26 protein-coding genes and 2 tRNA genes are annotated in these 25,712 nt (G+C 41.4%); 12 read left to right on the forward strand and 16 right to left on the reverse strand.

Translation table 11 applies throughout. The features are described from left to right. Positions 1-65 precede the first annotated feature (65 nt). The 4 genes from EGN73_RS13890 to EGN73_RS13905 are packed head-to-tail and all read right to left on the reverse strand — an operon-like array spanning position 66 to position 4,877. Entirely contained in the window at positions 66-1,160 is a 1,095-nt protein-coding gene (locus tag EGN73_RS13890) for a DUF4249 domain-containing protein (RefSeq protein ID WP_219290942.1), read from the reverse strand. A 27-nt stretch (positions 1,161-1,187) separates the two neighbouring features. After that, positions 1,188-2,660: a hypothetical protein gene (locus tag EGN73_RS13895; protein WP_219290945.1), complete on the reverse strand. Its 1,473-nt coding sequence runs from the start codon at positions 2,658-2,660 to the stop codon at positions 1,188-1,190. Positions 2,661-2,676: 16 nt separating this feature from the next. Further along, the gene (locus EGN73_RS13900; protein ID WP_219290948.1) at positions 2,677-3,777 is read right to left on the reverse strand and encodes a DUF4249 domain-containing protein; all 1,101 of its coding nucleotides are present in this window, start codon (positions 3,775-3,777) and stop codon (positions 2,677-2,679) included. Then, positions 3,777-4,877 (reverse strand): DUF4249 domain-containing protein, encoded by a 1,101-nt coding sequence (locus EGN73_RS13905; protein ID WP_219290952.1) that lies wholly within the window; start codon positions 4,875-4,877, stop codon positions 3,777-3,779. The genes EGN73_RS13900 and EGN73_RS13905 overlap by 1 nt, the downstream gene beginning before the upstream one ends. Before the next feature lie 358 nt (positions 4,878-5,235). On the opposite strand from EGN73_RS13905, the gene EGN73_RS13910 reads away from it, so the two are divergent. Continuing rightward, positions 5,236-5,610, forward strand: a complete 375-nt coding sequence (locus tag EGN73_RS13910; protein ID WP_219290955.1) for a BlaI/MecI/CopY family transcriptional regulator — start codon at positions 5,236-5,238, stop codon at positions 5,608-5,610. Continuing rightward, the gene (locus tag EGN73_RS13915; protein WP_219290958.1) at positions 5,610-7,562 is read left to right on the forward strand and encodes a M56 family metallopeptidase; all 1,953 of its coding nucleotides are present in this window, start codon (positions 5,610-5,612) and stop codon (positions 7,560-7,562) included. The genes EGN73_RS13910 and EGN73_RS13915 overlap by 1 nt, the downstream gene beginning before the upstream one ends. A 107-nt stretch (positions 7,563-7,669) precedes the next feature. Here the strand turns inward: EGN73_RS13915 and thrC are convergent, their stop codons facing one another. Genes thrC through thrA form a run of 3 tightly spaced genes read right to left on the reverse strand, consistent with a single transcriptional unit; the run spans position 7,670 to position 12,380 of the window. Further along, entirely contained in the window at positions 7,670-8,977 is a 1,308-nt protein-coding gene (thrC, locus tag EGN73_RS13920; RefSeq protein ID WP_219290961.1) for a threonine synthase, read from the reverse strand. A gap of 11 nt (positions 8,978-8,988) precedes the next feature. After that, on the reverse strand, positions 8,989-9,927 hold the full coding sequence (locus EGN73_RS13925) for a homoserine kinase (protein WP_219290965.1): 939 nt from the start codon (positions 9,925-9,927) through the stop codon (positions 8,989-8,991). Next, positions 9,927-12,380 carry a bifunctional aspartate kinase/homoserine dehydrogenase I gene (gene thrA, locus EGN73_RS13930; RefSeq protein WP_219290968.1) on the reverse strand — a complete coding sequence of 818 codons (2,454 nt, stop codon included), beginning with the start codon at positions 12,378-12,380 and terminating at the stop codon, positions 9,927-9,929. Before thrA ends, EGN73_RS13925 begins: the two co-directional genes overlap by 1 nt. 729 nt (positions 12,381-13,109) lie before the next feature. Between thrA and EGN73_RS13935 the strand changes: the two genes are divergently transcribed. After that, the gene (locus EGN73_RS13935) at positions 13,110-13,529 is read left to right on the forward strand and encodes an META domain-containing protein (RefSeq protein ID WP_219290970.1); all 420 of its coding nucleotides are present in this window, start codon (positions 13,110-13,112) and stop codon (positions 13,527-13,529) included. Positions 13,530-13,638: 109 nt separating this feature from the next. Here EGN73_RS13935 and EGN73_RS13940 read toward each other — a convergent pair whose 3' ends face one another. From EGN73_RS13940 to EGN73_RS13950, 3 genes are read right to left on the reverse strand one after another with little or no spacing between them, the layout of a single operon-like run. Continuing rightward, positions 13,639-14,091: a nuclear transport factor 2 family protein gene (locus tag EGN73_RS13940; protein WP_219290973.1), complete on the reverse strand. Its 453-nt coding sequence runs from the start codon at positions 14,089-14,091 to the stop codon at positions 13,639-13,641. Then, positions 14,088-14,774, reverse strand: coding sequence for a head GIN domain-containing protein (locus tag EGN73_RS13945; protein WP_219290976.1), 687 nt, complete (start codon positions 14,772-14,774; stop codon positions 14,088-14,090). The genes EGN73_RS13940 and EGN73_RS13945 overlap by 4 nt, the downstream gene beginning before the upstream one ends. A 17-nt stretch (positions 14,775-14,791) precedes the next feature. Then, positions 14,792-15,469 carry an SDR family NAD(P)-dependent oxidoreductase gene (locus tag EGN73_RS13950; RefSeq protein ID WP_219290979.1) on the reverse strand — a complete coding sequence of 226 codons (678 nt, stop codon included), beginning with the start codon at positions 15,467-15,469 and terminating at the stop codon, positions 14,792-14,794. 45 nt (positions 15,470-15,514) lie between these two features. Between EGN73_RS13950 and EGN73_RS13955 the strand changes: the two genes are divergently transcribed. The 3 genes from EGN73_RS13955 (at position 15,515) to EGN73_RS13965 (ending at position 17,225) form a co-directional block, all read left to right on the forward strand. Continuing rightward, positions 15,515-16,393, forward strand: coding sequence for a mechanosensitive ion channel family protein (locus EGN73_RS13955; RefSeq protein ID WP_219290982.1), 879 nt, complete (start codon positions 15,515-15,517; stop codon positions 16,391-16,393). Further along, a complete protein-coding gene (locus tag EGN73_RS13960) occupies positions 16,380-16,715 on the forward strand; it encodes an MGMT family protein (protein WP_219290984.1) in 336 nt (111 codons plus the stop codon). Before EGN73_RS13955 ends, EGN73_RS13960 begins: the two co-directional genes overlap by 14 nt. A 117-nt stretch (positions 16,716-16,832) precedes the next feature. Further along, on the forward strand, positions 16,833-17,225 hold the full coding sequence (locus tag EGN73_RS13965) for a helix-turn-helix domain-containing protein (RefSeq protein WP_219290989.1): 393 nt from the start codon (positions 16,833-16,835) through the stop codon (positions 17,223-17,225). 4 nt (positions 17,226-17,229) lie between these two features. On the opposite strand, the gene EGN73_RS13970 is transcribed toward EGN73_RS13965, so the two are convergent. Continuing rightward, complete coding sequence (locus EGN73_RS13970) at positions 17,230-18,675, reverse strand: sodium:solute symporter (RefSeq protein WP_219290992.1); 1,446 nt, start codon at positions 18,673-18,675, stop codon at positions 17,230-17,232. Between the two features lie 53 nt (positions 18,676-18,728). Between EGN73_RS13970 and EGN73_RS13975 the strand changes: the two genes are divergently transcribed. From EGN73_RS13975 to hemN, 6 genes are all read left to right on the forward strand, one after another. Beyond that, positions 18,729-19,022, forward strand: coding sequence for an ATP-dependent Clp protease adaptor ClpS (locus EGN73_RS13975; RefSeq protein WP_219290995.1), 294 nt, complete (start codon positions 18,729-18,731; stop codon positions 19,020-19,022). Positions 19,023-19,031: 9 nt separating this feature from the next. Further along, positions 19,032-19,652, forward strand: coding sequence for a recombination mediator RecR (gene recR / locus EGN73_RS13980; protein WP_219290997.1), 621 nt, complete (start codon positions 19,032-19,034; stop codon positions 19,650-19,652). Positions 19,653-19,703: 51 nt separating this feature from the next. After that, positions 19,704-19,777 (forward strand) — tRNA-Ala (locus EGN73_RS13985). A gap of 47 nt (positions 19,778-19,824) precedes the next feature. Beyond that, positions 19,825-19,895: transfer RNA gene (locus EGN73_RS13990), tRNA-Cys, on the forward strand. A 163-nt stretch (positions 19,896-20,058) separates the two neighbouring features. Continuing rightward, positions 20,059-20,310 (forward strand): GIY-YIG nuclease family protein, encoded by a 252-nt coding sequence (locus tag EGN73_RS13995; RefSeq protein ID WP_219290999.1) that lies wholly within the window; start codon positions 20,059-20,061, stop codon positions 20,308-20,310. A gap of 302 nt (positions 20,311-20,612) precedes the next feature. Continuing rightward, positions 20,613-21,974 (forward strand): oxygen-independent coproporphyrinogen III oxidase, encoded by a 1,362-nt coding sequence (hemN, locus tag EGN73_RS14000; protein ID WP_219291001.1) that lies wholly within the window; start codon positions 20,613-20,615, stop codon positions 21,972-21,974. A gap of 1 nt (position 21,975) precedes the next feature. On the opposite strand, the gene EGN73_RS14005 is transcribed toward hemN, so the two are convergent. From EGN73_RS14005 to EGN73_RS14025, 5 genes are read right to left on the reverse strand one after another with little or no spacing between them, the layout of a single operon-like run. Next, complete coding sequence (locus EGN73_RS14005; protein ID WP_219291004.1) at positions 21,976-22,680, reverse strand: sulfite exporter TauE/SafE family protein; 705 nt, start codon at positions 22,678-22,680, stop codon at positions 21,976-21,978. Positions 22,681-22,683: 3 nt separating this feature from the next. Then, on the reverse strand, positions 22,684-23,109 hold the full coding sequence (locus tag EGN73_RS14010; RefSeq protein ID WP_219291006.1) for a FixH family protein: 426 nt from the start codon (positions 23,107-23,109) through the stop codon (positions 22,684-22,686). Between the two features lie 11 nt (positions 23,110-23,120). Further along, positions 23,121-24,554: a cytochrome c oxidase accessory protein CcoG gene (ccoG, locus tag EGN73_RS14015; protein ID WP_219291008.1), complete on the reverse strand. Its 1,434-nt coding sequence runs from the start codon at positions 24,552-24,554 to the stop codon at positions 23,121-23,123. 43 nt (positions 24,555-24,597) lie between these two features. Further along, positions 24,598-25,530, reverse strand: coding sequence for a cbb3-type cytochrome c oxidase N-terminal domain-containing protein (locus EGN73_RS14020; RefSeq protein WP_219291010.1), 933 nt, complete (start codon positions 25,528-25,530; stop codon positions 24,598-24,600). After that, on the reverse strand, positions 25,527-25,709 hold the full coding sequence (locus tag EGN73_RS14025; RefSeq protein WP_219291012.1) for a cbb3-type cytochrome c oxidase subunit 3: 183 nt from the start codon (positions 25,707-25,709) through the stop codon (positions 25,527-25,529). The genes EGN73_RS14020 and EGN73_RS14025 overlap by 4 nt, the downstream gene beginning before the upstream one ends. Between the last annotated feature and the right edge of the window lie 3 nt (positions 25,710-25,712).

The raw sequence follows: 25,712 nt of genomic DNA on the forward strand, positions 1-25,712 counted from the left end.
GAAAAAAGAGGATGGTTCAAATAAATTGCTTTAACACCTGATAGTATCAGCATTTGATGAATCAATTAAAAACCATCCCAGTCTTCTGGTGCTTCTGTAGGTAAAAAAGGCATTGGAAAGCCCGAGGCTTGTTGTAAGTAATCCCTACAATCATTTGGCACTGTTGTTTGAGGGCGGAGATAAAACTCTAAATTATCCCTTCTAATATAAACTCTTAAAAGTTGAATGTCAGTAGCGAAAAAATACCCCAAAACCTGCTCTTCCGGCCTATTGAGATTGATGACATTTCCCCTAATATTAGCCGGAGGAGGATCAAATACAGAGCCTGTCAACCTAAGCTGCTGATCTGATAGTTTTAAAAACCTGTGAGCCTCAGCACTGACAGACATATGCTGTATATCTAGTCTGTATGTTTCTTTAAAGCGAAGCCCATTGTCCCTAACATAGGCTATAGCCCTGCTTTGGTAATTTCCATTGAACTCCAAATCATCAATGGTATTGATATTGGCAGGACGGGGAGTGTCTTTATGAAAACACCTTGAGCAACAATCCTTGGGTGCAGGACACCTGGGGCATGTCGGGTGAGTTGGCGGCAGGGTATAAAGTTCTGGTTCGGTAATCAACACAAAATCTGATTCAAGCATTCTCCAATAATAAAAATTCTGTTGGTCTGCTGGGTCTTGAAAATGCCCTAATACCTGAACTCCGATTTCATCATTCATCGGGTCGGTAGATGCCGTCCTCACTGCATTATAGGTAACTGAATCCATCTTTGGGACCGGGTTAACCAATTCAGGTAAGGAAACCAAGCGCTCTCCGTTTGACAATTCGATATCTAAATTGTAGGATCGGCCTACTTTGGTAGAAAATTCTGAAGAGCTCAGATAAGTCCCTGACATCTCACTTTCCAAAAATCTTTCAATGTTACCCAAATCATCTTTTACTAAAACCAAAGCTCCTCTGACCGGTAGGTTTCTACCGACATTGTCCAGACCATAAATTCCTGCCCTGGATAAGCGAATTTGCTGAACATGCGGCTCACTGGTCAGGAAGGCTTCAATATTCAACAAGCCTTCAGGTTCCAAACTGGGAACTCCAAATGGGTCAATGCAACTGATAAAGACAATCAATAATGCTATTGCCGTTTTACTTGCTTTCATACTGAATGAATCAAAAAAGATTTATGATTAAAAAGCCTCCGGATCAAACTCCCAAAACTCTGTTCTTGGATTGATCAAGTATGACCTTAAGAAATACAATAATCCGTCCTTACTGTAAGCACCTGTAATCCTGCCCCTGGCATCTCCTGTAAAGTTCTGTTTTCTGCCCCAATCCAAAATCTCCATATCCAGCTCCCAAATTTCCCGGGCATTGTTGTATAAGCCGATAAATACTTTATCGCCCATCACCAAGGCAAAACCTCCGGAATCAGTCGTATTCTCTATCATAGGAGAAGGATACCTGGATACAGTTTGCGATTGGGCTGTAAAGGGATTGTATTGAATAAGGTTATTGTCTCGATCAATCCAATAAAGATGATCATTATACACAAAATGAACCATTCCCTTATCTACATTAGAAGGCAGATTGGGTCGGATTTCCCAGGCATTCGAAGCGGGGTCGTAGCGGTATACTTGTGAGCCCACTCCTATAGTCCCACCTGCGATGTAAAATTGGCCTTGAATTTCGTAGCCAAAGCCATCTGAGATATTGATAGGTGCCGGTGGCAGTTCCTTGTATTCCAACCCATCAAAATGCCAATAATTATCACTGGGGATTTGAGGTCCAAATATACTGGTCTGAAAAAACCCTCCTCCAAAATACCCTGTATGGGAGTCTGATGCAGCCCTTTGCATTCTTGCCTCAAAGCCGGTTTTAACCCATTCTCCCTGTGCAAAGTTATATTCCCATATAAAATCAGTGGATTGGTTGCCACTATCTCTTCCCATTCCTGCAAAAAACCTTTCTCCTTGCTGGAAATAAATATTTTCCACAATTGACAGCCCCTCTAAAGCATTCGCATCCAACAGGTTGAATCTCCCCACTGCATACCTGAAGGGAGTTTCCACTTCCAATTCAATCCCTCTTGTTACTACTCTGATTTGCTCAGAAATACTCGAAGCGATGGGAGGCACAGTCACACGTACCTGAAACCCGAATATCACCTCTCTTACCTCCGCCTCTCTGTCTCCAAAAAACACCCTTGTATCATCCGCCAGATTGATTCCTGTAATGACAATCTCACCCCCACCAAACTGAACAAGAGGTTCATATCCCAATATGGCAGGATTCAATGTTTCAAAACTCAATGTATTAGCAAAAATCATTTCTCCTGCTCTGACCACAAAAGCTTTAACAAAATAATTTCTCCCTAATTGCAGCCCACTCACTTCTCCGACAAACCTCCCTGGTCTTTCAGTTGCTCCAAGAGAAATGATGATAGGGTCTAAGAAGCTCTCCTCTTCTGCAAAATAAAACCCATGATCCTCTACCGGGATATTTTCAAAAGCAATAATTCTACCTAGGACAACAGCACGCTCTCCACTGACATTGACTATTTCTTCCGTCAAAAGATTCAGCGTACCTACTTCTTCGATTTCACAGGAAAAAGTAAACAAAAGCAATGTCAGAAAAAGAATTTGTGTAAAACGTCCTTTCATAAGCAACAATTTAAGGTTATCTGTTGGGATTCCAATCTGCCGGAGGAATCTGAGGATCATTTGGCCTGGCAATTCCTATTCCCACCACATAGGCCCTGCAGTCGGTCGGGAATAAGGTTTGAGGCCTAAACACAAACTCAAGCCTTTCTGGATGAATGTAGGTTTCCAATGAAATCTCATCAGAAGCAAAGAAATATCCCAATGGTGTATCTTCCGGATCATCCAAATTGATCAGATTCCCTCTGATATTGGCTGGGGGCGGATCAAATACACTACCTGTAAGTCCCACTTGTTGTCCTATCAATGTTAAATGCCTATAAGCATTTTGGGAAACAGAAAGATGCTGAATTTTTACTTTGTAAATTCCTTTGAACCTTAATCCATTGTCCCGGATATAGGCGATTGGTATATTTTGGTAAAGGCCATTGAAATCCGAATCTTCTGCTGTATTGACATTTGGTGGACTCGGTCTTTCGCTGAAATAGCATATCCTACAGCACTCCAGAGGGTTTGGACAGCGGGGACATGTTGGGTGAAAAGGGCTGTTCAAATTCAATTCCGGTTCCGCTACCAATTGAAAATCAGACGGAAGCATATTCCAGAAATAATAATTTTGCTGATCTGGAGGGTCTTGAAAATGGGCAAATATCCTCACCCCAACTTCATCTACAAATGAATTTTCAGAAGCCGTCCTAACCGCTATGTAGCTCAATGAATCCACCAAAGGAGCAGGAGCAACTGTTTCGGGCCGGGAAATAAAGCGACGGCCATCATTACGGATTATTTCAAGATTGTAGGTTTTGCCTACTTCAGCCGCAAAATTTTCTTGGGTCAAGTAGACCCCTGCTGTGGATTCGGTCAACACCTCCACATTACCAAGATTGTCTTTGATAAGAACCTTGGCTAAGGTCTCAGGTCGATTGAGCCCATTAAAATCAGGTGAAAACCTATCCGCTCGCGATAGACGGATGCGATGCACTTTTGGAATGGTTGTGATATACCCTTCTAATGCAAGGATAGGCTCAGGCCTTTCATTTTCGAAAGGAAAAACATCTATACAAGCATAAATCAAGAACAATGAAAACAGAATCAATATGTAGGACGAAAGCTTTTTCATTAGTCTCTTGGAGGATTCCAATCAGAAGGCGGTGTGGTCGGAACCAAAGGGGCCACATAACCTGTCCTAGGGTCTTGGTAAAGAAAATGTATGCAGCATCTGGGCACAATTGTTTGGGGTCTTCTAAAAAACTCCAATTTGCTTTTTTGAATGTAAACTTGAACTTGTTCTATGTCCACTGCAAAAAACTGCCCCAATACCAACTCATCCGGATCATCCAAACTGATCATGTTTCCTCTAATATTCGCTGGTGGAGGGTCAAAAACAGAGCCTGTCAACCTAAGTTGTTGATCTATTAATTGAAGATAACGCTGAGTTTCCTGGGTCACAGACATGTGCTGCAACTCTAATCTATAAGTATCTTTGAACCGTAAACCGTTATCCTCAACAAATGCTATAACCCTGCTTTGGTACAAACCATCAAATTCAGTGTCATCTACAGTAAAAATGTTTCCTGGTTTAGGAAGGTCTTTGTGGTAACAAATTTTTTCACAACATGGAGGACAGGGGGGAAGTCCAGCGGGACCACCACCAATATTTTCTAAATCCGGTTCTGCTATTAACACAAAATCTGATTCCATAGTCCTCCAAAAATAATAATTATCTTGTCCTTTGGGATCTTGAAAATGCCCCAATACCTGAACACCATAATCATCATTTAGCAGGTCAGTACTAGGTATTCTAACAGCCCTATAAGTTACTGAATCAAGCTTTGGTACTTCCCTTACCAACTCGGCTTTTGAAATGTAGCGTTTTTTATTTTGTGTAATAATTTCCAGATTATAGCTTCTCCCTGTTTCTGCGGCAAATATTTCTTCTGTAAGATACAGACCTCTCTGCTCCTGCTCCACCAATCTTGTCACCCTTCCCAGGTCATCTTTGATGAGCACTGTAGCCAAACCTTCAGGCCTATTTATCCCGATATAGTCAGGACCGAAGACTTCTGCCCTCCTCAATCTTATTTCTTGATGGCCGGGAATGGTTGTAATATATCCTTCAACAGCAAGTGCCTGCTCACCTAATTCTGCATTGAAGCCATAAGGGTCAATGCAAGTGCTCAAAAGCACAAGCAATACAAACGGAAAAAAAAATCTTTTCATCTAAACTAAGTCACTTCCGAAAAGCAATATAATTTTTTTACACACAAACTACCTCATCAAATCAAATAAATCACTGATTACCATACAATGTCCTTTGGATAAGACAACAAGTTGAATTTAAACTTTTCCAAAGTTGGATTAAAAGTAAAACAAACATTGTTTACAAATCTGAACTTTGGAAAAGTTAAACTAAACGACATTGGATTACCATATCTCATTAGCTTTTCAAAGTAATAAAAAATAGTTTGAAGGATCTCAAAATGTTAAAAATTACAATACATACGAAAATAATCGTACAAATTCTTGCCTTAAAATATTCCTATGTTAACTTTGTACGAAATAAATCGTATTAAAGATCATGAACGCTAAACCTACTGAATCCGAACTGGAAATTTTGTCCCTCCTCTGGCAGCTAAAAAAAGCCACAGTCAGGGAGATCCACGAAAAGCTTGCAGAATCAAAAGACACGGGCTACACCACCACACTTAAGCTCATGCAAATCATGCATGCTAAGGGCTTGGTCTCACGGGATGACGCAAGCAGGACACATATTTATTACCCATCAGTGGATGAAAAAGCAACGCAAAAGGGCTTAGTCAACAATTTCATGCATGCTGCATTCGGTGGCTCTGCCAAAAACCTGGTCATGCAGGCTTTGGGTCAGGGCAACCCTTCCAAGGAAGAAATAGAAGAAATTCGCGCTTTTCTGGATCAACTTGAAAATGAAAAATAATGGAATGGCTCAATCAATTGCTTTCTGAAAAGTACCTCTTTGCTTTAGGGTGGGTACTGCTTCATGCACTATGGCAAATTGCCGGAGTAGGACTTTTGCTATGGGCAATGCTGAAAATCCAACAAAACAAATCCTCTGCCTACAAATACAGGGCAGGAATGCTTGCGTTACTGATGATCCCTTTATTAGGTATCGCGACGTTCAACTACGAATTGCATCAACAGGGACAGACATCCGCTGCAGCACTAATTCCCATCCATGATTCTGATGAACTACTGTCATTTATTGAGTCCGGTACATCCGTTCCCCTACAAAATGACTTGAAAGCAACATTAAAACCCTACTTACCACAATTGGTCAACTTTTGGTTTGTCGGCGCCATTCTCTTTTTGATCAGGTTGGCAGCAGGGCTATCAGATATCAACCGGCTTAGAAGAAAAACACATGAGCCATTCGATGTAGATTTCGAGGATTTTTTGGTGAAAAAATCAAAGCAACTTAAAATAGATAAAGTTGTAAAACTCTTACACAGTACGCATGTGGACATGCCGGTTACGTTTGGGATCTGGAAACCCATCATCCTTATTCCCACAAGCCTGATCCTTCAGATAAGCCCTCAGCAGCTGGAGGCCATTATAAGCCACGAACTGGCACATATCAAAAGGAACGATTACCTGTTCAACATGATCCAAAGGTACCTTGAGGTCTTCTATTTTTTCCATCCTGTATTTTGGTGGATTAATTCGGAAATCAGAAAATACCGAGAAATGGCCTGCGATGAACTGGCCATCAGCCATGGAACCGAACCAAAAGCTTTAGCTTACGGATTGGCCAATGTGCTCAACCATGCCAAAAACAGCAGTCCTGAATTGGCTTTGGCTGCAGCCAAAAAAGACCCGCCCACACTCATGAGAATTAAAACCATCATGGGAATCAAAACCGACTATTCACAACCAACTTCTTTAACCAGTATTACCATGATAATTACACTATTGATTGGTGCCACACTAATGGTGAGCGCCGAAAGAGAAACCTTCAGCCAAGCTGATGAGCTGGAGCCACAGGTCAGTGCTTCTGACACTACTAAGAATCAGAAAAACATTATTACTGATGAAGGATTGATTTTGCAAATAGACGACCATGGCAACCTCGCGATCATAGATACCACCAAAACCAAAGGCGGCAAAAAACTTTATTTGGACTCATTGTTTGCAGAAAAGCACCAATTGACCCCTGAAGAACTGGAAAGAATTCAAAAAAGCTTCAAATCTGAAGGAGACTGGTTCATTCCTTTCAAGGATCTAGATTTTGAAGCGGAATTTTTTAGCAATATGCCAAGATTGAAACTGGAAGACCTTCCAAAACTTGAGTTGGGAGAGATTCCCCATTTTGACTTTGATGCAGAGGCATTTGAAAAAATGCTTCCAGGTCCGGAGTTTTATGAGAACATGCCAAGATTACTGATACCAGGAGATTCTTCCATGCGAATTTACCGCATGCCTACTTGGCCTTTTGAGGGAGATACCACCAGGCTGGATAGAGAAAAACTCGATCAGATCAGAAAAGAAGCACGTGAAAGGTCCGCCGCATTAAGAATCGCTATTCAAGCCCAAAATGAAGAACGCAAAGCAAAAATAGCAGAGTGGAGAATCGCTCATGAGGAAGAATTGGCCGAATGGAGGGAAAAACAACAGGAGTGGAGGGAAAAGCAGCAAGAGTGGAGGGAACAAAATCTTGCCCAGGTAAGAGAATGGAGGAATCAAAACCAGCCTATGTTGGAGAAGTACAAAATTGAAATCAAAAAATGGGAAGAAGAAAACGGCCCTCAAATGGAGGCTTACAAAAAAGAAATGGAAGAGTGGAAAAAGAACTATGAAGCAGAAATGCTGGAACTCAAAAAACAACTCCAGGAAATGCAGATGAAGCTCAAAGAGCAGTCAGAGAACCAGTAAAAACCACATTGATTTTTAAAACAAAAACGGCCCAATTCTCTGAAAAGCCGTTTTTGCTGGTTTCAGACCTGTCAGATTTTGAAAATCTGACAGGTCTAATCTTATTGTTATGATAATTTCTTCAATAAGTGCTCCTTAAACTGACTATAATCATTACCTAGAGAGCCCGCTTTTTTCTCCCCTTTCATAAACTCCTTCAACCTCTCTGGCAATTCAAGGTCAATTCCTAAAACCCTATCTACGGTGGATTTAAACTTCCCGGGATGGGCTGTCTCCAAAAATACTCCTATATATTCCTCAGGAAACATCCTCATCAGATTCCTAAGTCCCAAATAGCCTACTGCACCATGAGGATCCATGATGTAATTTGTACGGTCCTTAATACTTTGCATCGCTCTGGAAGTATCGGCATCATCGAAATAAAAACCCTTGACCTTTTGCCTAAAAACTGTCTCGTCATTTCCATACAATGCCAGCAACCTATAAAAATTACTTGGATTGCCTACATCCATAGAATTGCTGATCGTAGAAACAGAAGCCTTGGCCTGAAATGCATTTCCATGAAGAAAATCCGGGACAACTTTATTGACATTGGTACTTGCCACAAAAATATCTATAGGCAAACCCATCCTCTCCGCTAAAATGCCGGCGCCCAAATTACCGAAATTTCCACTGGGAACGGAAAAAGCCAGTTTTTTATCACTTTTAGGAAGTCTGGAATAGGCATAAAAATAATACAGACACTGCGGAATCCATCTGGCTATGTTGATGGAGTTGGCAGAAGTGAGTAACATTTCCCTATTAAGTTCTTCATCTAAAAAAGCCTGCTTTACCAAGCTTTGGCAATCGTCAAAGACACCATCCACCTCAAGGCAACTGATGTTTTCACCCAAAGTTGTAAATTGCTTCTCCTGCAGTTCTGACACTTTTCCCTTTGGATACAAAATCACAACCTCCACACCTGGCACTTTATAAAAGCCATTGGCAACCGCAGAACCTGTATCACCTGAAGTAGCTACCAATACCCGCACTTTCCTACTCTCTCCCTCCATCAGCATGGACATCAGCTTGGAGCAAAACCTTGCCCCAAAATCCTTAAATGCCAAAGTAGGTCCATGAAACAATTCAAGACTATAAATATCATCCTCCACCTTTACCAAGGGTGCATCGAAAGCCAAAGTATGATCCACAAGTTGTTTCACTTGCGCCTCGCTCAGGTCATCTCCGAAAATTGCAGAAATGACTTGATAACCAATATCTGCAAAGCTCATCTCTGGAAGACGGCTATAAAAACTTTCCGTCAATACTGGAATAATCTCTGGCATGTAGAGCCCTTGGTCCGGCGCCAAACCTTTGATCACGGCTTCCTTAAGCGGTACTTTATGAGAAGGGTTGTTGGTACTGTAAAAATTCATTTTGATGACGATTAGATTTGATCTTCCAATAAATAAGCTCCTTTGTTGTTGACTTCAGAAATATACACGTCTACTTCCAGACCTATCTTTTCGAACACATCTTCTGCTGCTTTTCCTGCCATAATGGCGATTTCCTTATCTGGGGCAAGCACGAAAATGGTTGGTCCGGAGCCTGAAATACCGGAACCTAAAGCACCTATAGAGCGGATTTCTTCCCTCAGTTCATAAAACCCCGGAATCAACAAAGCACGGGAAGGTTCGGCAATAACATCCCTGAGGGACCTGCTGATCAGCTGAAAATCACCCAAAAACAAGCCTGAAATAAGCCCTGCAATATTTCCCGACTGTACGGTAGAATCTTTGAGCGATATTTCCTTTCTCAGGACTGACCGGGAGTCTGAGGTCTTAAGTTCCAAATGAGGATGCAAAAGTGTGCAGTGTAGGCCAGCCGGTACCGGAAGCTTGACAAGATCCAAGGGATAGTAATCCCTGATCAATACGAAGCCTCCCATCAAACTAGGCGCTACATTGTCTGCATGCCCTGCACCGCAGGCAATCTTTTCTGCTTCCATAGCAAAAGGAACCAATTCTTCTTTAGAGTATGGCGCTCCCAGCAACTCATTGGCTGCCACAAGCGCTGCAGCTGCACTGGCGGCAGAAGAGCCCATCCCTGAGCCTAGGGGAAGTCCTTTTTCCAGCACAATATCAAAACCCTGATCTGATCCGAGATGACTCAGCATGGCCTGAATCGCCACTGAGCAGGTGTTTTTATCGGCTTCCATAGGCAACTTGCCTCCGTCACCTGATATAGACTTCACTTCCAACCTACCGGAGTCATTAGACATAATACTGACCTTGTCTCCCAATTCATCAATGGCAAAACCCAGAATATCAAATCCACAGGACACGTTGGCTACAGTAGCCGGAGCAAATGCAGTTACCTTTTTCATCATCTAGAAAAATTACCCAAACGGATCACATCTGCGAAAACTCCTGCTGCTGTCACATCAGCACCTGCACCTGGCCCGCGAATAATCATCGGGAAGTCATGGTACCTTTCTGTAGTAAACAGAATCATATTGTCACTGCCTTTCAGTTGATAGAAAGGATGGCTTGAATCCAAGGAATTAAGCCCGACTTTGGCTTTCCCATTTTCCAAGGTTGCCATAAACCTCATCTTTTCACCCTTGGATTTGGCTTCCTCCAGGATCGCTTCGAAATCTTTGTCATGAGACTTAAGCTTTTCAAAAAACTCTTCTACATCCTTGGTCTCCACACAGTCCTCAGGAACCATACTCTGAATACTGATGTCCTCAAAATGCAGTTCCTGCTCAGCTTCTCTTCCCAAAATCAGGATCTTCCTACCTACGTCCATTCCGCTCAGGTCATCCCTCGGATCCGGTTCTGTATACCCTTTATCCTTAGCCTGTCTTACTACTTCACTGAAGGGAAGTCCTTTTTCAAACTCAGAAAAAATATAATTCATAGACCCACTGAGGACCGCTTCTATCCTGATCACTTTGTCTCCACTCAACATAAGGTCCTGCAAGGTATTGATTACTGGAAGCCCTGCAGCTACATTCGTTTCATAAAGGAACTTGACACCTCGCTTGTACGCAAGTTTTTTCAATTGTCGGTATTTTTCCAAAGAGCTTGAATTTGCCTTTTTGTTTGGAGTGACAATAGCCACCTTGGCTTCCAAAATCCTCTCATAAGCATCTGCCACATCCTGACTGGCTGTGCAATCCACAAAAACGGTGTTGGAAAAATTCATCAACTCCATCTGATGAAGAAACTTTTCCAAGTCCATGGCCTCTGCTTCCGGAGCATCTTCCGGTGCAGGGCAGTTTTTCAGGTCAAAACCATCTTCATGGAAGGCCATGAACCTACTGTTGGCGATACCATGAATCTGAATATCAAGATCATTTTCACGTTGGAGCTTTTCTCTTTGGTTGGCGATCATTTTGATCAGAGCTTTACCTATCAGACCCACCCCTACCAAAAACAGGTGAAGCACCTTGTTGTCTGAGAGGAAAAAGGCTTCATGGAGTGCATTCAGGGCCTTTTGGAGATCTGCTTGTGATACTACCGCCGAAATATTCAACTCCGAGCTTCCCTGAGCGATGGCAAATACGTTGACGTTGTTGCGTCCAAGGGCCTGAAACATCCTACCGCTGGCACCCGGATTGTGTTTCATGTTTTCTCCAACTGCGGCTACTACTGCCATTTCTGACACAACTGCCACCGGATCCATTTCACCATTTCTGATCTCATAGATAAATTCCCGCTCTATGGCTTCTTTGGCAAGCCCTGCTTCTGTGGTTCTAATGGCCACACATATACTGTGCTCAGAAGAAGCCTGACTGATCAGGATCACATTGACCCCGGCATCTGCCAGTGCACCAAATACCCTTCGGCTGACCCCTACCACTTCAATCAGTCCTGCTCCTTCCACGTTGAGAAGAGAGATTCCTGACATGGAGGAGATTCCTTTAATGATCTTACCATTAGGCGCATCGTTGTTTATGAGCGTTCCTTCATTTTCCGGTTCAAAGGTATTTTTGATGTAAATGGGAATACCTTTTTTCATAGCCGGCTGCATAGTCGCCGGGAAAATGACTTTTGCACCAAAATGTGACAGCTCCATGGCTTCAGCATAACTCAGCTGTGGGATCGTAAAAGCTGTATATACCATTCGGGGATCCGAAGTCATCACTCCTGATACATCTGTCCAGATTTCCAAAGAAGTCGCTTGAAGTGCTGAAGCAAAAATAGCCGCTGTGTAATCAGAACCACTTCGTCCAAGTGTTGTAGTTTCTCCTTTAGCTGTAGAAGCAATAAATCCTGTGATTACTTTCAAACCTGGATTTTGGTGGAAAAAATCCTGTATGAGGTCATTGGTAATGGAAAAATCCACCTTGGCATTCCCGAACCTGTCATTGGTCCGGACCACCTCTCTGGCATCCAAATAAATCGCAGGAAAACCTTCCAGCCTCAACAGCTCAGATAAGATATATGCCGAGAGCCTTTCTCCAAAACTCCCTACATAATCCAAGGTTCTGGCTGAGCATTCTTTGATCAAAAATATCCCATGAAACAGGTCCTCAAGTTCATTGAACCTCAGCTTGATGTATGTCAGTACAGGAGACTGCAGCTTGACAGGGATCATGGACTTTACTACTTCAAAATGCTTATCTTCCAGCAATTTGATATCTTCCACATAAGACTTATCTCCAAGCTTGGCTTTTTCGGCAGATTTCAACAACACTTCCGTAACACCGCCAAAAGCTGAAAATACTACCGCAACTTCTCCTTCTTTACTTCTCTGGTGAAGGATTTCAAAAACCTTTTTGATATTGGTGGGGTTGGCGACGGATGAACCTCCAAACTTGATTATTTTCATGGTTATTTTTGATAAATGAGCGTATGGTTAAAGCATTACAAGGTCCACATGGTGGACTTAAATATACCGGGCTATATGATTGGATAGACGGGATTACCCCGTAATGGTGGTGGTAAAAAAAGACACACCTGTCATCATCATAGCAGAACAACCCGCCATTGAAGCAGGGAGTAGGTAAAGAGAAAATCCAGAGACTGCTAAAGAATTCATTTTCCTGATTTTGACAGGACAATCTTACTCACAAAAAAGGATAAACCAAAAGAGATTTATGGTTTTTTTAAGGTTTGCGAATCTTTATTAATAATAAGGCAAATAAATACCCTAAAAATTAACCGAAAATTAATTCAATGGCTTGAACTTTCAACAAATCATCTGCAGACTTCTGCCCATATTTTAATCGGCCCAAATACATACCTTAAAAATTTAATAATCCTACTTTGTCAAATTAGCAGATTAGGTCAAACCTGCCAGGTTTATAAGCCAAAACAGATTTATTTTTTTCCTTTAGAAAGAAACTTGGCAGGTTTTTTCTTGCCATTTCCTAACCTGACAAAGTAGTACTAATTGTTAACACCAATAAAAGCCCAGTACTTTCTATAAGGTGACAATGCAGTGGTTTTTAGAATTAATTCACTAAATTGATTAAGTCAAAACCTGTACGAGAAGTGATTGACCTGTCACTTACTCTTATGGGGAAAAACAAACACTTTTAATTAAACCCATACAGTCATGAAAAAACTAACAAAAATACTCAGCTTGGTCGCTTTACTGAGCTTCGCTTCCTGTGGAGCAGCGGGGAATTTTAATCCGCTCAGCCTCTTGACAGGTAACAATTGGGTACTATCTACCCTTATGGGAAAAAGTCTTGACGGCAACCTATTTTCATCTGGACTGCCTTTTCTCAATTTCATGGATGAAGGTAGGCTAGCAGGATTTACCGGATGCAATAATTTCAATGGAAGCTTCAATCTTGAAAGTGCAGGAATAAGCTTGGATCCAGGAGCGATGACCAGAAAAGCATGCCCTGGAAATGGTGAGGATCAATTCATAGACGCCTTGAAAAAAGTCAACAATTACAAAGTCTCCAAAAATAAACTAACCCTTTTGGATAAGGGTTCTGAAATAATGAGTCTGGTACCGCAGAGATAAACAATTTACCAAAATTCTATTTGACTTTTAATTATACAAAGTTTTGTATCCTTGTGCCTTCAAGACATTTTCTAATCACGAAAGCACAAGGTACATTTGATTACTCCAGTTAAAGACAATTGTCCTTTCTTCTGGTATCAATCACGTAAGTGATTTTCCAGCCTTCATTTGCACGGATCAATTGAAAAGAATTCACACCGCAATGACTCAGTGACTCATTTACATAAAATTGGTAAGGGGTCCAGGCAGATGCCATATCACCATCAATTTTGATCTGATAATCCAAAATTCTTTCGTCCAAAACCGTGTTGACAGGGGTTGTAGCTATCCTATTGATAAAATCAGCCACGGAGTTCCCTTGCAAGGTTGAAGCTTCTTCACCCTTTACCACAGTGTGCATAATGGCTTTTGGATGGAAAGCATTTTCGAGAAGGGCAGCATCTTTATTTTTCATGCCTTCGAAAAGTGAGGCAATTACTGCTTCGATATCTTTTTCCTCCTGAGCAAAAACATTACTAGCCATAGCCAGAAAAAGAGCAGTCACAAGAATTAGACTTTTCATCTTTTCTGAATACTTCCTCCCGTAGAAGATTTTACCTCCATGCTGCTTGGCGTCCCGCCATAATAAATTTTAGCCGCTGTAGCGGCAGAGCCGGTGATAGATCCAGTAGTATTGAAATGTACCGTAGCAGCTGTATTTGCCAACACATCTACATCAGAAGCCTCCAGTCTTTTTCCATCTATTTCTGCATTGGTGTAAGCCTTGATATTGAGCTCATCCACTTCGCCACTTACCACCACCTTAGAGCTGGTAGCTGCTTCGATATGCAAAACTTCACTGGTAATATCTGCCTCAATGTATCCATTGGTTGCCGCAAAAAGATAAGCTTCAGCTGCTTCAATTGGGTCTTTTGCCACCACACTAGCACTGGTAGTGGCTTCTATTCCCTGAATGTCCCTGTAAGTGATCACCACGTTTACAGTATGGTTTCTAAAGTTACCCCTACCTAGTTTGACTTCTAGTGTCCGGTCTGAAATGTTGGACTCGATTTTATCAAGGTCAATCCCAGTGGCTTTGATTTCGATTTTGTTTTCGCTGCCTTGAACCAATTCTGCCTTGATAGAAGTACTTACTTTTACTGCGTTGAAATTTCCCAACCTTCTTGTTTCATTGCTGGTCTGGGAAAAAACCGTTCCCGCGCTTAAGAAAAACACAAGAAGGGTAAGGTTAAAGAAACTTTTCATATTGTTAAATATTTGGTTTACACTCCTCCATAAAGCTTGAAGGTCATATTCCTTAATGCGGGGTTGTTAACCGCATAATGCATGGCCTCTGCGATTTCTGCCGGTGATACCCATTGGGAGAAATCTTCATTAGGCATGGACTCCCTATTTTCTGGGGTATCTATGACGCTTGGTACAAAGACATGTGACCTCACATTAGTGTCTTTGGCCTCCTCAGCCACATAATCTGCAAGCTCTATGACCATCCTTTTACTCAAAGCGTATGCCACAACACCTTTTCCATCCGAAGGCTGCAGGGCTGGACGGGCACCTACAAAGAGAAAACACCCCGAATCCAGCTTTTTAAGCATGGGAAGGAAGCTTTTAACCATATTATAGGCTGAATAAAAATTGAGGGTAACCATCTTATGGATTTGATCAAGGCTGGTATCTTCAATATTCCCCATTGCAAAACCGCCCACCAATAGTCCGATAGCGTCCACTTCTCCATATTGCAACTGGTATTCCTTGGCAAATTCAGTGACAGATTTTTCATCGGTCACGTCTACTTCATATACATCATCAGCTTCCTCCACCTCTTCATTCGAATCGGGTAAAATAGTAGCGATTACCCTGTATCCTTCTCTCTTGAATTTCTCTACAACTGCCTTTCCCAAGTTACCGGCAGCACCGGTTACAATAATATTTCTTTCCATATTGTTACATTTGTTTAGTTTTAATTCTTCACTATCAAAATTCACATGTCTCAGTCCAAATCTGTTTTTAGAATTGCTGAAAACCGCAAGTTGAGGATATTTATCCTTAAAATCTTCTTATACGGGCTTGTTTTTTATTTGGTCAAGATTTCCCCCACATTCCATCAATGGGGATCCGACTTTAGCGCTATTCCCGATATAATGGGTGCTTTGCTTTTCTTGTTAGGGGGCAATATCATCATCTCCCTCGCCAGAATGATCACTGCCAGACTTTATTTAAGAAAGCAATCGGACGAAAATCTACACGGAAATTTCCTTTTAGGGATCACTTGGATTTCCAATATACTAAATTCAGTGATATTCCTCTCCGCTTTGATCATGGCTTTTGGTTTCAGGCCATTTGAATTTCTCACCAGCCTTACCATAGTCGCGGCTGCCATTGCCATCATTTCCAAAGAGTACATCACCAATACCATCAATGGTCTGATCATCATGTTTACGGACCAGTTTTCTTTAGGGGACACCATCAAAATCAACGAGCAGAAAGGCATTATCAAAGACATCACCTTACTTAATACCGTACTAAAGAGGGATGATGGACTTACTATGATGATCCCCAATAACCTCATGCTGAGCACCCATGTCATCAATTACCGTTTTACAGACAGAAAGGATGTAGAATTTATCTTTGAAATTCCCGTAGAGACACAAATGAGTCTCAAAGAAATAAGAGAGAAAATAGAACCACGGCTTACCCGACGCTTGGCATCCAGAGAAATATCGAAATTCATTGTAGGACTCAGTGGTATTTTCAAAGAAAAGATTGCTTTTAAGATAATTGTAGGAATAGCACCGGAAAAGGAGCCAGAGATCCGGGAAGAGTTTGATGAAATTTTATTGGAAATACTCTATGACAAAAAATAAAGAAAACCACTTTGATCTTGTATATCAAGTGGTAAGGCTTATTCCTGAAGGAAAAGTCACTTCATACGGAGCTATTGCCAACTACCTCGGCTTGAAAAGTGGCGCAAGAATGGTCGGATATGCAATGAACGCTTCCCACACCCAAGAAGACATCCCCGCACACAGGGTAGTCAATAGAAATGGGGTCCTGACCGGAAAGCATCATTTTAGCCATCCCGAAGAAATGCAGAAAAAACTCGAAGCTGAAGGTGTCAAAGTCGAAGGTGACCAAATCCAAAACTTCCAAGCCCACTTTTGGGACCCCAACTCACTGGAATTATGAAATAAACAACCATTTTTTGGTATTTTTTATACAAAATCAATTTTTTATCACTTTTTTTTTGCGCAATGGGGCAAATGTGTATGCTTTTTGCAAAGATTTGTTAAAACAGTAAAAAATATGGATACAGCCCTAAAAAGTAACATCGCAGAAAACCTCAGAAAACACAGAGTATTAAGAGGTTACACGCAGGAATATATTGCGGAGTATTTAGGAAAAAAAGACTATACGGCCTATTCCAGATACGAACAAGGTCGATCCAACCTCAAAATGGAAGATGCTATAAAGTTGTCTGAACTTTATGAAGTGGATGTCCAAGAACTTATTTCTGTAGCTCCTACAGTAAATCATTCTTATGATTTTTCAAAAAAAGCGAATGGGAATCACCAAAACGGGAACGGAAATGGACATGTTTCCGTGTTGGTTGATCTTGATGGTTCGTCTTCGAGCTTGGAGAGCAACATTATCAGATTAAAGAAAATAAACGAGCTGATCGCAAGGCAGGAGCTGTAAGCGATCAGCTTTTTTCTCTCACCAAGTATAGAGCTAAAAACATCAAGAGTCCGTTTAAGATCAATACTTCAAAGCCGAATTTATAGCCCCAAAAAAGCCTTTCGGAGTTTTGACTGATCAAAAATGCCAGCACTGGGGCGCTTATACCTAGGTATGGCACAAACTTATCTTTCACTTTCCATTTGGTAAACAGACCAAAGGAATATAATCCTAGCAGTGGTCCATAGGTATATCCTGCAATGATGAATACCGCATTTATTACAGATTGGTCATTGATCCATCGAAAAAGGAGAATGACCAAAAACATTAGCGCGGTAAACGCCAGGTGAACCTGCTTTCTTACTTTTACCTGATCTTCTTTTTCATACTTTTTTTCTATTTCCAGAAAATCGTAGCAAAATGAAGTAGTGAGTGCAGTCAAGGTGGAGTCAGCACTGGAGTACGCTGCTGCAGTTATCCCTAGTACAAAAACTATCCCTGCAAATGCTGTGAATTCCTGAGTGGCCAAAAGTGGATACAAGTCATCTGTCCTAACAGGAATACTGATACCCTTAGCTTCAGAATAAAGGTAAAGAAGTACACCAAGGCACAGGAAGAGCAGGTTGACAACTACCAGGATTATAGTAAACCAAAACATGTTTTTTTGGGCATCTCCTATGCTTTTGCAAGTAAGGTTTTTTTGCATCATGTCCTGATCCAATCCCGTCATGACTATGGTAATAAATGCTCCTGAAGCAAATTGTTTGAAAAAATTGGTACCTGATTGCCAATCCCAGTTGAAAATCTCAGATCTGGCATCAGAAGATATAGTTTCCACAAAATCTCCAAACCCAAGGATTCCCAAATCTTTGCTGACCAAATAAATGCTTACCCCTACAGCAAGGAGCATAAAAAATGTCTGTAGAGTATCCGTCCAAACCACAGTCTTGATACCTCCTCTGTGGGTATATAACCATATCAGGGAAACAGTAATCAATACCGAAACCCAAAATGGTATCCCCCATTGATCAAATAATATCAACTGAAGTACTCCGGCTACCAAAAAAACCCGCATTGAGGAACCTAATGTCCTGGAGAGAATGAAGAAAAAAGCCCCAGTCTTGTAAGACCAAAATCCAAACCGGTCTTCGAGGTAGGCATAAATAGATACAAGGTTTAGACGGTAATACAAAGGCAAAAGCACCTTTGCGATGGTCAAATATCCCACTGTATATCCCAACACAACTTGGAAATAATGGAAGCTGGTATTGCCCACTTCTCCAGGCACAGAGATAAAAGTAACCCCTGACAATGAGGCGCCTATCATTCCGAAAGCTACCAAAAACCAAGGTGACTGTCGATCTCCAGTAAAAAAAGTATCCTTGGACACATTTCGGGAAGTCAGCCAGGAAATCAAAAACAACAGCCCAAAATATGATGTTATTACGATTAAAACTAAATTTGAATTCATAAGGTATCTGCGGTCAATTTCGCTAAATTGTTGATAATAATTAAATTTGCAAAATGAACAACCAAACACAAGCTTATCCCCATTTGGAAGAAGTTGAGGTATTACTGGAGGAGTTGATAGATACAGATGAGTGTGAACTGGTCGTATACAACGATGATATCAACACCTTTGAACATGTCACCAAAATTCTCATAAAGGTGTGCCAACACACTCCTGAACAGGCAGAACAATGCACTTTGATCATTCATTACAAGGGCAAATGTACCGTCAAAAAAGGAAGCCGAAATAAGTTAAAGCCAATGTGCCAGGCCATTTTGGATGCAGGAATTCAAGCCGCAATTATCTAAATACATCCTGTGAATTTTCCTTCCAAATTGATAGAAAATGCGGTAAATGAAATCAGCCGCTTGCCTGGAATAGGCAAAAAAACAGCGCTAAGGCTTGTTTTGCACCTTCTCAAACAAAATGTGCCCGTAACTGAAGAATTGAGCAATGCACTCCTCAGTCTCAGAAAGGAAATCAAATATTGTAAAAAGTGCCACAATGTCTCCGATACAGACATTTGTAACATCTGTTCAGGTATCCGGCGCGACAAAAGCATAATTTGCGTGGTAGAGGACATTCCTGATGTATTGGCCATAGAAAACACTGCTCAGTACACTGGACTCTACCATGTCTTGGGCGGGGTGATTTCTCCTATTCAAGGAATAGGACCGGACGAACTCAAGATCGAATCACTTATCAAGAGGATAGAAGATTCGAGGACAGAAGATAAAATAGAAGAGGTAATTCTGGCATTACCTGCGACGATGGAGGGAGATACCACTTCATTTTTTATCACCCGAAAACTTAAAGAACTGAATATCAAAGTAAGTACCATCGCAAGAGGCATCCCAATAGGGGGTGAATTGGAATATACGGATGAAGTGACTTTGGGAAGAAGTATTCTTACCCGTGTAAATTATTCGATAGATTGATAAAAAAGATTTGTCCTAAAAAAAACCCTTTCTATATTTGCAGACCTTAAAGGGGGATTAGCTCAGCTGGCTAGAGCGCTACACTGGCAGTGTAGAGGTCATCGGTTCGACTCCGTTATCCTCCACAATAGATACAAGGCTTGCAGAAATGCAGGCCTTTTTTTGACCCCTTGATTAGCTCAGCTGGCTAGAGCGTCCCGACGCAGGTCGGGAAGATCATCGGTTCGACTCCGTTATCCTCCACAATAAACTATAAGACTTGCAGATTTGCAGGTCTTTTTTTTTGGCCTATTTATTAGCTCAGCTGGCCAGAGCGTCCCGACACAGGTCGGGAAGATCATCGGTTCGACTCCGTTATCCTCCACCTAGGTTTACAAAAAATTGCAAACCTTTTTTATTTTTAGGTATGTATACTGTCTATATTTTATATTCCTCCAAAACAAACAAATACTATATTGGATCCACAAATGACATTCAGGCTAGGATAAGACATCACAATTGTGGGGCAACTCCTTCTACTAAATCAGGAGCACCTTTGTGGGTGATAAAATATACTGAAATTCAACCTGATAAAAGTGCAGCAAGAAAAAGAGAATTAGAAATCAAGAATAAAAAATCGCGAAAGTACATTGAATTTCTGATTAGCTCAGCTGGCTAGAGCGTCCCGACGCAGGTCGGCTCTTTTCAAAGCCAAGATTTTTGATTTACCAATTACGAGGATCATTGATTTTCAATCATCTACACCATTTTTCAGCTCTTGTCTCTTGTCTCTTGTTTCTTGTCTCTTGTTTCTTGTCTCTTGTCTCTTGTTTCTTGTCTCTTGTTTCTTGTCTCTTGTTTCAAATCTCTCATCTCCCGTCCCCAATTTTCCAAAAACATGACTTTTATCAGGTTTTGATCAAATTCGCATCATCCTTTTTGAGAAAAAACCACTTCATCTTTGCATTCAAAGAAAATCATATGAATCAGCGCAAAGCTTCTCTGGTAGAAAAGTACAATATACCGGCACCAAGGTATACTTCTTATCCAACTGTTCCATTATGGTCCAATGATCTTAGTGGGGAGTCTTGGAACATCTTGGTAAAAAAAGCTTTTGATGACTTTAATGACTCAGAAGGGGTAACTCTTTACATACACCTGCCTTATTGTGAAAGTCTATGCACCTACTGTGGGTGTAACAAAAGGATCACTAAAAACCATCAGGTAGAAATTCCTTATATAGATGCTGTTATTGAAGAATGGAAACATTACCTGGAAATCTTCGGGAAAAACCCTAATCTATCAGGAATTCATTTAGGTGGAGGCACACCAACTTTTTTTTCGCCAGAATCCTTACAAAAACTTCTGGGGTTTATAAGAGATAGTGCAACTGTGCTACCTCATGCAGAATTCAGCTTTGAAGGCCATCCCAACAATACTACCAGAGAACATTTGCAGACCTTGTACAATTTAGGATTCAGGAGAGTTTCTTATGGAATTCAGGATTTTGACCTTGAGGTACAAAAAACCATTCATAGGATCCAAACCTTCGAAAAGGTGAAAGAGGCCACAGAGTTGGCCAGAGAAATCGGATACACTTCTGTCAATTTTGATTTGATCTACGGTCTACCTCATCAAAATATGGCCACCATTACTGACACTTTCTCTAAAGTTGCCTCCCTCAAACCTGATCGGATTGCCTATTACAGTTATGCCCATCTCCCTTCAGTATTCAAAGCCCAGAAAAGTTTTGAGGCTTTTCTCCCCAATGAAACGGAAAAAAGAAGACTGTATGAAAAAGGAAAGGAAATCCTATCGGATATGGGATATTTTGAAATAGGTATGGATCACTTTGCTGTAGAAAACGAGCCACTTTATGAAGCTAAGCTTGCCAAAAAGCTACATAGAAATTTCATGGGCTATACGACCTCCCCCTCTAGGGTTTTGATAGGCTTGGGCAACAGTTCTATTTCGGATATCTACTATGCTTATGGCCAGAATGACAAAAATATCGATACTTATAAGCAATCCGTTTTGCACAGTCAGTCTCCTATCCAAAAAGGCCATGTGATGTCCGAAACTGACCTCCATACCAAATCCCTGATCTTGGACTTGATTTGCAATCACAGTACAGATTGGTCATACGACTTTTTCACTTCTTTAAACTATCAACAGCTGGAAAAGCTCAATGAATATCAAATGGAAGGCTTGATCAATTACAGTCCGAAAGGCTTGGAAATCCTCAAAGAAGGAATACCTTTTATACGCATTATCTGCATGACATTTGACCAAAGGATGATGGCCAAGAGCGAAAAACAATTTGGATTCAGCAAAGCCATCTAAATCAACGGCACATGGTCATTTCTATTTTTTCATCACCATAATCAAATACCTGAAGCTTGGGGCTTACATAATGGATCCCCAAGCCCAATCCTCTGATGATAAACAATATCCCAATAAACATTGCGAAATAAGGCATTGTCTTGGTGAACTTATTTCTCCAATTGATGGAAACCAACTTCCCGGACAACATGACAACCATTAGCATGGGAATGGTTCCAAGTCCAAAAAAGGACATGTACAGTGCTCCCTGTATCGGACTCTGCAAGGCCATGGAAGCCACTAAAGCAAGGTAAACCATACCGCAAGGCAAAAGCCCGTTTAGCAAGCCTGTCACTACAAATGCAGAACTTCCACCTCTTTTGATGTATTTACCCAAGCTGGACTTCAAGCGGAAGACTGCTCCAAAAAAGCCGGATCCCGCTATTAACTTTTCTGATTTTTTGTAAAAAAAGGCCAGAAGAACTATCAGCGCTCCCATAGTCAATGAGAGCCACTGCTGCACACCTGCCAAAGCCAAAGTAAAACCCAAAAATCCTACTAATCCTCCCAGCAGGGAATAGGTAAATGTCCTTCCCAAGTTATATAGGAGCTTGTTTCTCAAAAAAGCCGAACTGTCTTTGGAAGAAATGGCCATAGCAATAGGACCGCACATTCCCAAACAATGGAATGAACCCAGAAATCCAAGAAGAAATGCTGTCCAAAGCATGGCTTAAATATTTATTTTCTTTTCAAGATAAAATTCCTTACCACCCTCCTTCCAGGTCATTTTCACCCTCCAATAGCCTTCCTTAAGACTTGAAAGATCTACAGAATTGGAGTTGATTTCCAAAATCTCAAAATCTATCTTTCTATCCAGCCGTGCATCTGATGGCCTAAAAAAGTGAAGCGTTCCCACTGAACCTACCTTTAGGTGAAGTGAAAGGGACTTTATCCCTTCATGATATTCAATCGCATTCATATCCAAATGACTTGCATTGATCATTCTGTCAATCTGCTCCTGGTACTTGATCTCCTGTTCGTAGTAATCATGGGTCACCAGGTGTATATCATCCTGCTTGACACAAATGGTTACCATGGTGATCATGATAGCTGCAAATGCTACCAAAGTGAGTGTAATACCTTTTCCCCAATCCATAGCTGTTTCGATTATTGGTTGTTGTGTTGTTTTTGGGGCAATGGCCCCATAAAACTTGTTTTTATTCTATCTATCACTTTTCCGTTTTGCGTGAGCAACAAGACTACCTTATCCTGTACTGACTGAATATCTTCCCCTTGTTTCACCAGAAAAAACCTACCTTCAAATTTACCCTGGGCATCTAAGGTCCAATTTTGGTCTCCTACTATTTCTATTCTATAGGAATCGTTTTCAGGAATGAGATTCACTTCCTGTTTTTCGAAAGTTTTGTTAATAAATGTCACCTCGTACAGGTTGCTGATATCTCCCGTATCCCTAGCTTGATAAGTCATCCCCCTGAAGCGTGTCACAGTAGCAGCCAGATCATCTCTAGTGCTCAGCAAGGCTACAAAGGCCCCAATCAGTACCAAAAGCAAAAATGAATACAGCCTTACTCTAGGAGTCATGAGTTTTTGTGTTTGCTGAAGGACACTATTATCTGAGGCATATCGGATTAATCCTGTAGGCCTGTCGACTTTGAGCATGACTTCATCACAGGCATCAATGCAGGCCGTACAATTGACACATTCCATCTGTACTCCATTTCTGATATCAATACCTGTGGGACACACCTGCACACAGAGTGTACAATCCACGCAATCCCCCTTAGGATCTTCTTCAACCTTGTTTTTTCGGATAGGACCGCGAGGCTCTCCCCTAACATGGTCATAGGTAACATTGATTGAATTGGCATCCAGCAATACTCCCTGAAGCCTACCATAGGGACATACTACAATACAGGCCTGCTCTCTGAACCAAGAGAATACAAAGAGAAATATTCCTGTGAAGGCCATCAATCCGATAAATCCGGCTAAATGCTCTGAAGGCGGTTGACTTACAATTTCCACTACCTGATCTACCCCTATCAGATACGCCATGACTGTATGGGAAATTAATAAGGAGATCAAAACAAAGATGAACATCTTTAGCCCCTTTTTCCTTAATTTTTCTCCATTCCAAGGCATGGCGTTCAACTTTCTTTGCTGATTGGCATCTCCTTCTATCCAATATTCTATTTTCCGGAAAACCATCTCCATAAACAAGGTCTGCGGACATGCCCACCCACAAAATACCCTACCGAATACTGCTGTGAAGAGAATGACAAACACAAAGAAGATCAGCAAAAGAAAAATCAACAGATGCGTATCCTGAGGCCAAAACGCAGCCCCAAAAATGATGAATTTTCTTTCGAATATATTGAACAGCATATAGGGCCTTCCATCGATTTTGATAAAAGGTCCAATAAACAAAATAGCCAGTAATACCCAAGAGAGGTAAGTCCTCCATTGGTAGAACTTGCCACTCACTTTCTTTGGGTAGATCCAGTTTCGTTTACCGTCTGCTTGGACTGTCCCCAAAGAATCCCTGAATGTATCAGGCTGAAGATTTGAGTATTTACTGGCCATTTTTATTTACTTTTCATTCTTTATTATCGACTGAGACTTGTCGTCATTCGGCCTCTTCTACACCTAGCTCTTCTTCACCCAACACATCGATAGGCTCTTCAATAGTAGGCTGATACTTTTCCCCTTGCGGTTCTTTAGGATTGGCAGGTGTAGTATTTGTCAAAGTCATGATGTAGCTGGAAACCTGTTGCATTTCTTCAGGGCTCAGCTGATCTTGCCATGGGATCATCCCCTTTTCAACGACACCATATTTGACCACCGTGAAAATATCCTGAATGCTGCCCCCATGGATCCAATATTCATCGGTAAGGTTAGGACCTACACCACCTCCACCATCCATGGCATGACAGGCAGCACAATTGGCATCATATATTTTCTTCCCTGTAGTCAAAGCTTCGCGCGTTGCATCAAAGACCACCGAGTTTTCATCGATTGAACTGGCAGCCTGTGCTTTATATGCCTCTATTTGAATAGATGCTATGCGAAGTTCTTCTTCATATTCTTCCACTTGTGTCTTTCCCAGACCCAACACGGAGAAATAGGTAAAGTATAACACCCCAAATGCAATGGTAATGTAAAACACATTGGCCAACCAAGGCGGCATGTGGTTGTCCAGCTCTACAATGCCATCATAACTGTGGTCCAACTCCAAATCCCTTTCTTCTTTACTTCCGGCAGGCTTAAGCCTACCGGTAATGTATTTGAGTTTGAATTCATCCCACCAGGATGGTTGATTCGCCAAAGCCGGATTTTGTCTTTTGAAGACTTCTGCCATAAAGCTCATCATGTACACCATCAGCACAAGAAGAATCAGGATAACGAGCAACACCACTCCTACGATAATCAGTAAGGTCAATTGACTGCTGTCCATTTTCCTGAGGTCCTCCACCCATTGCAATTCGCTGCTCTGGGCCATAGCCGGCATGCACATCAACATACCGGCCATCATCATCATTATGGATTTAAACTTTTTCATAGCTGCTGTTTTTTTTGATGTTCTTCGTCAAAAGGCAGATCCTTCATACGACTGATGTAATTTTTATCGGCTCTGATCACCCATATAAACATCCCCACAAAGAAGATCACAAAGATCAAAAGGGAAATGATGGGGTAGATTTCTATATTTTCTATCGAAGTCAAAATATCCTTTTTCATATC

The organism is Arthrospiribacter ruber, assembly GCF_019343195.1.
Lineage (GTDB): Bacteria > Bacteroidota > Bacteroidia > Cytophagales > Cyclobacteriaceae > Arthrospiribacter > Arthrospiribacter ruber.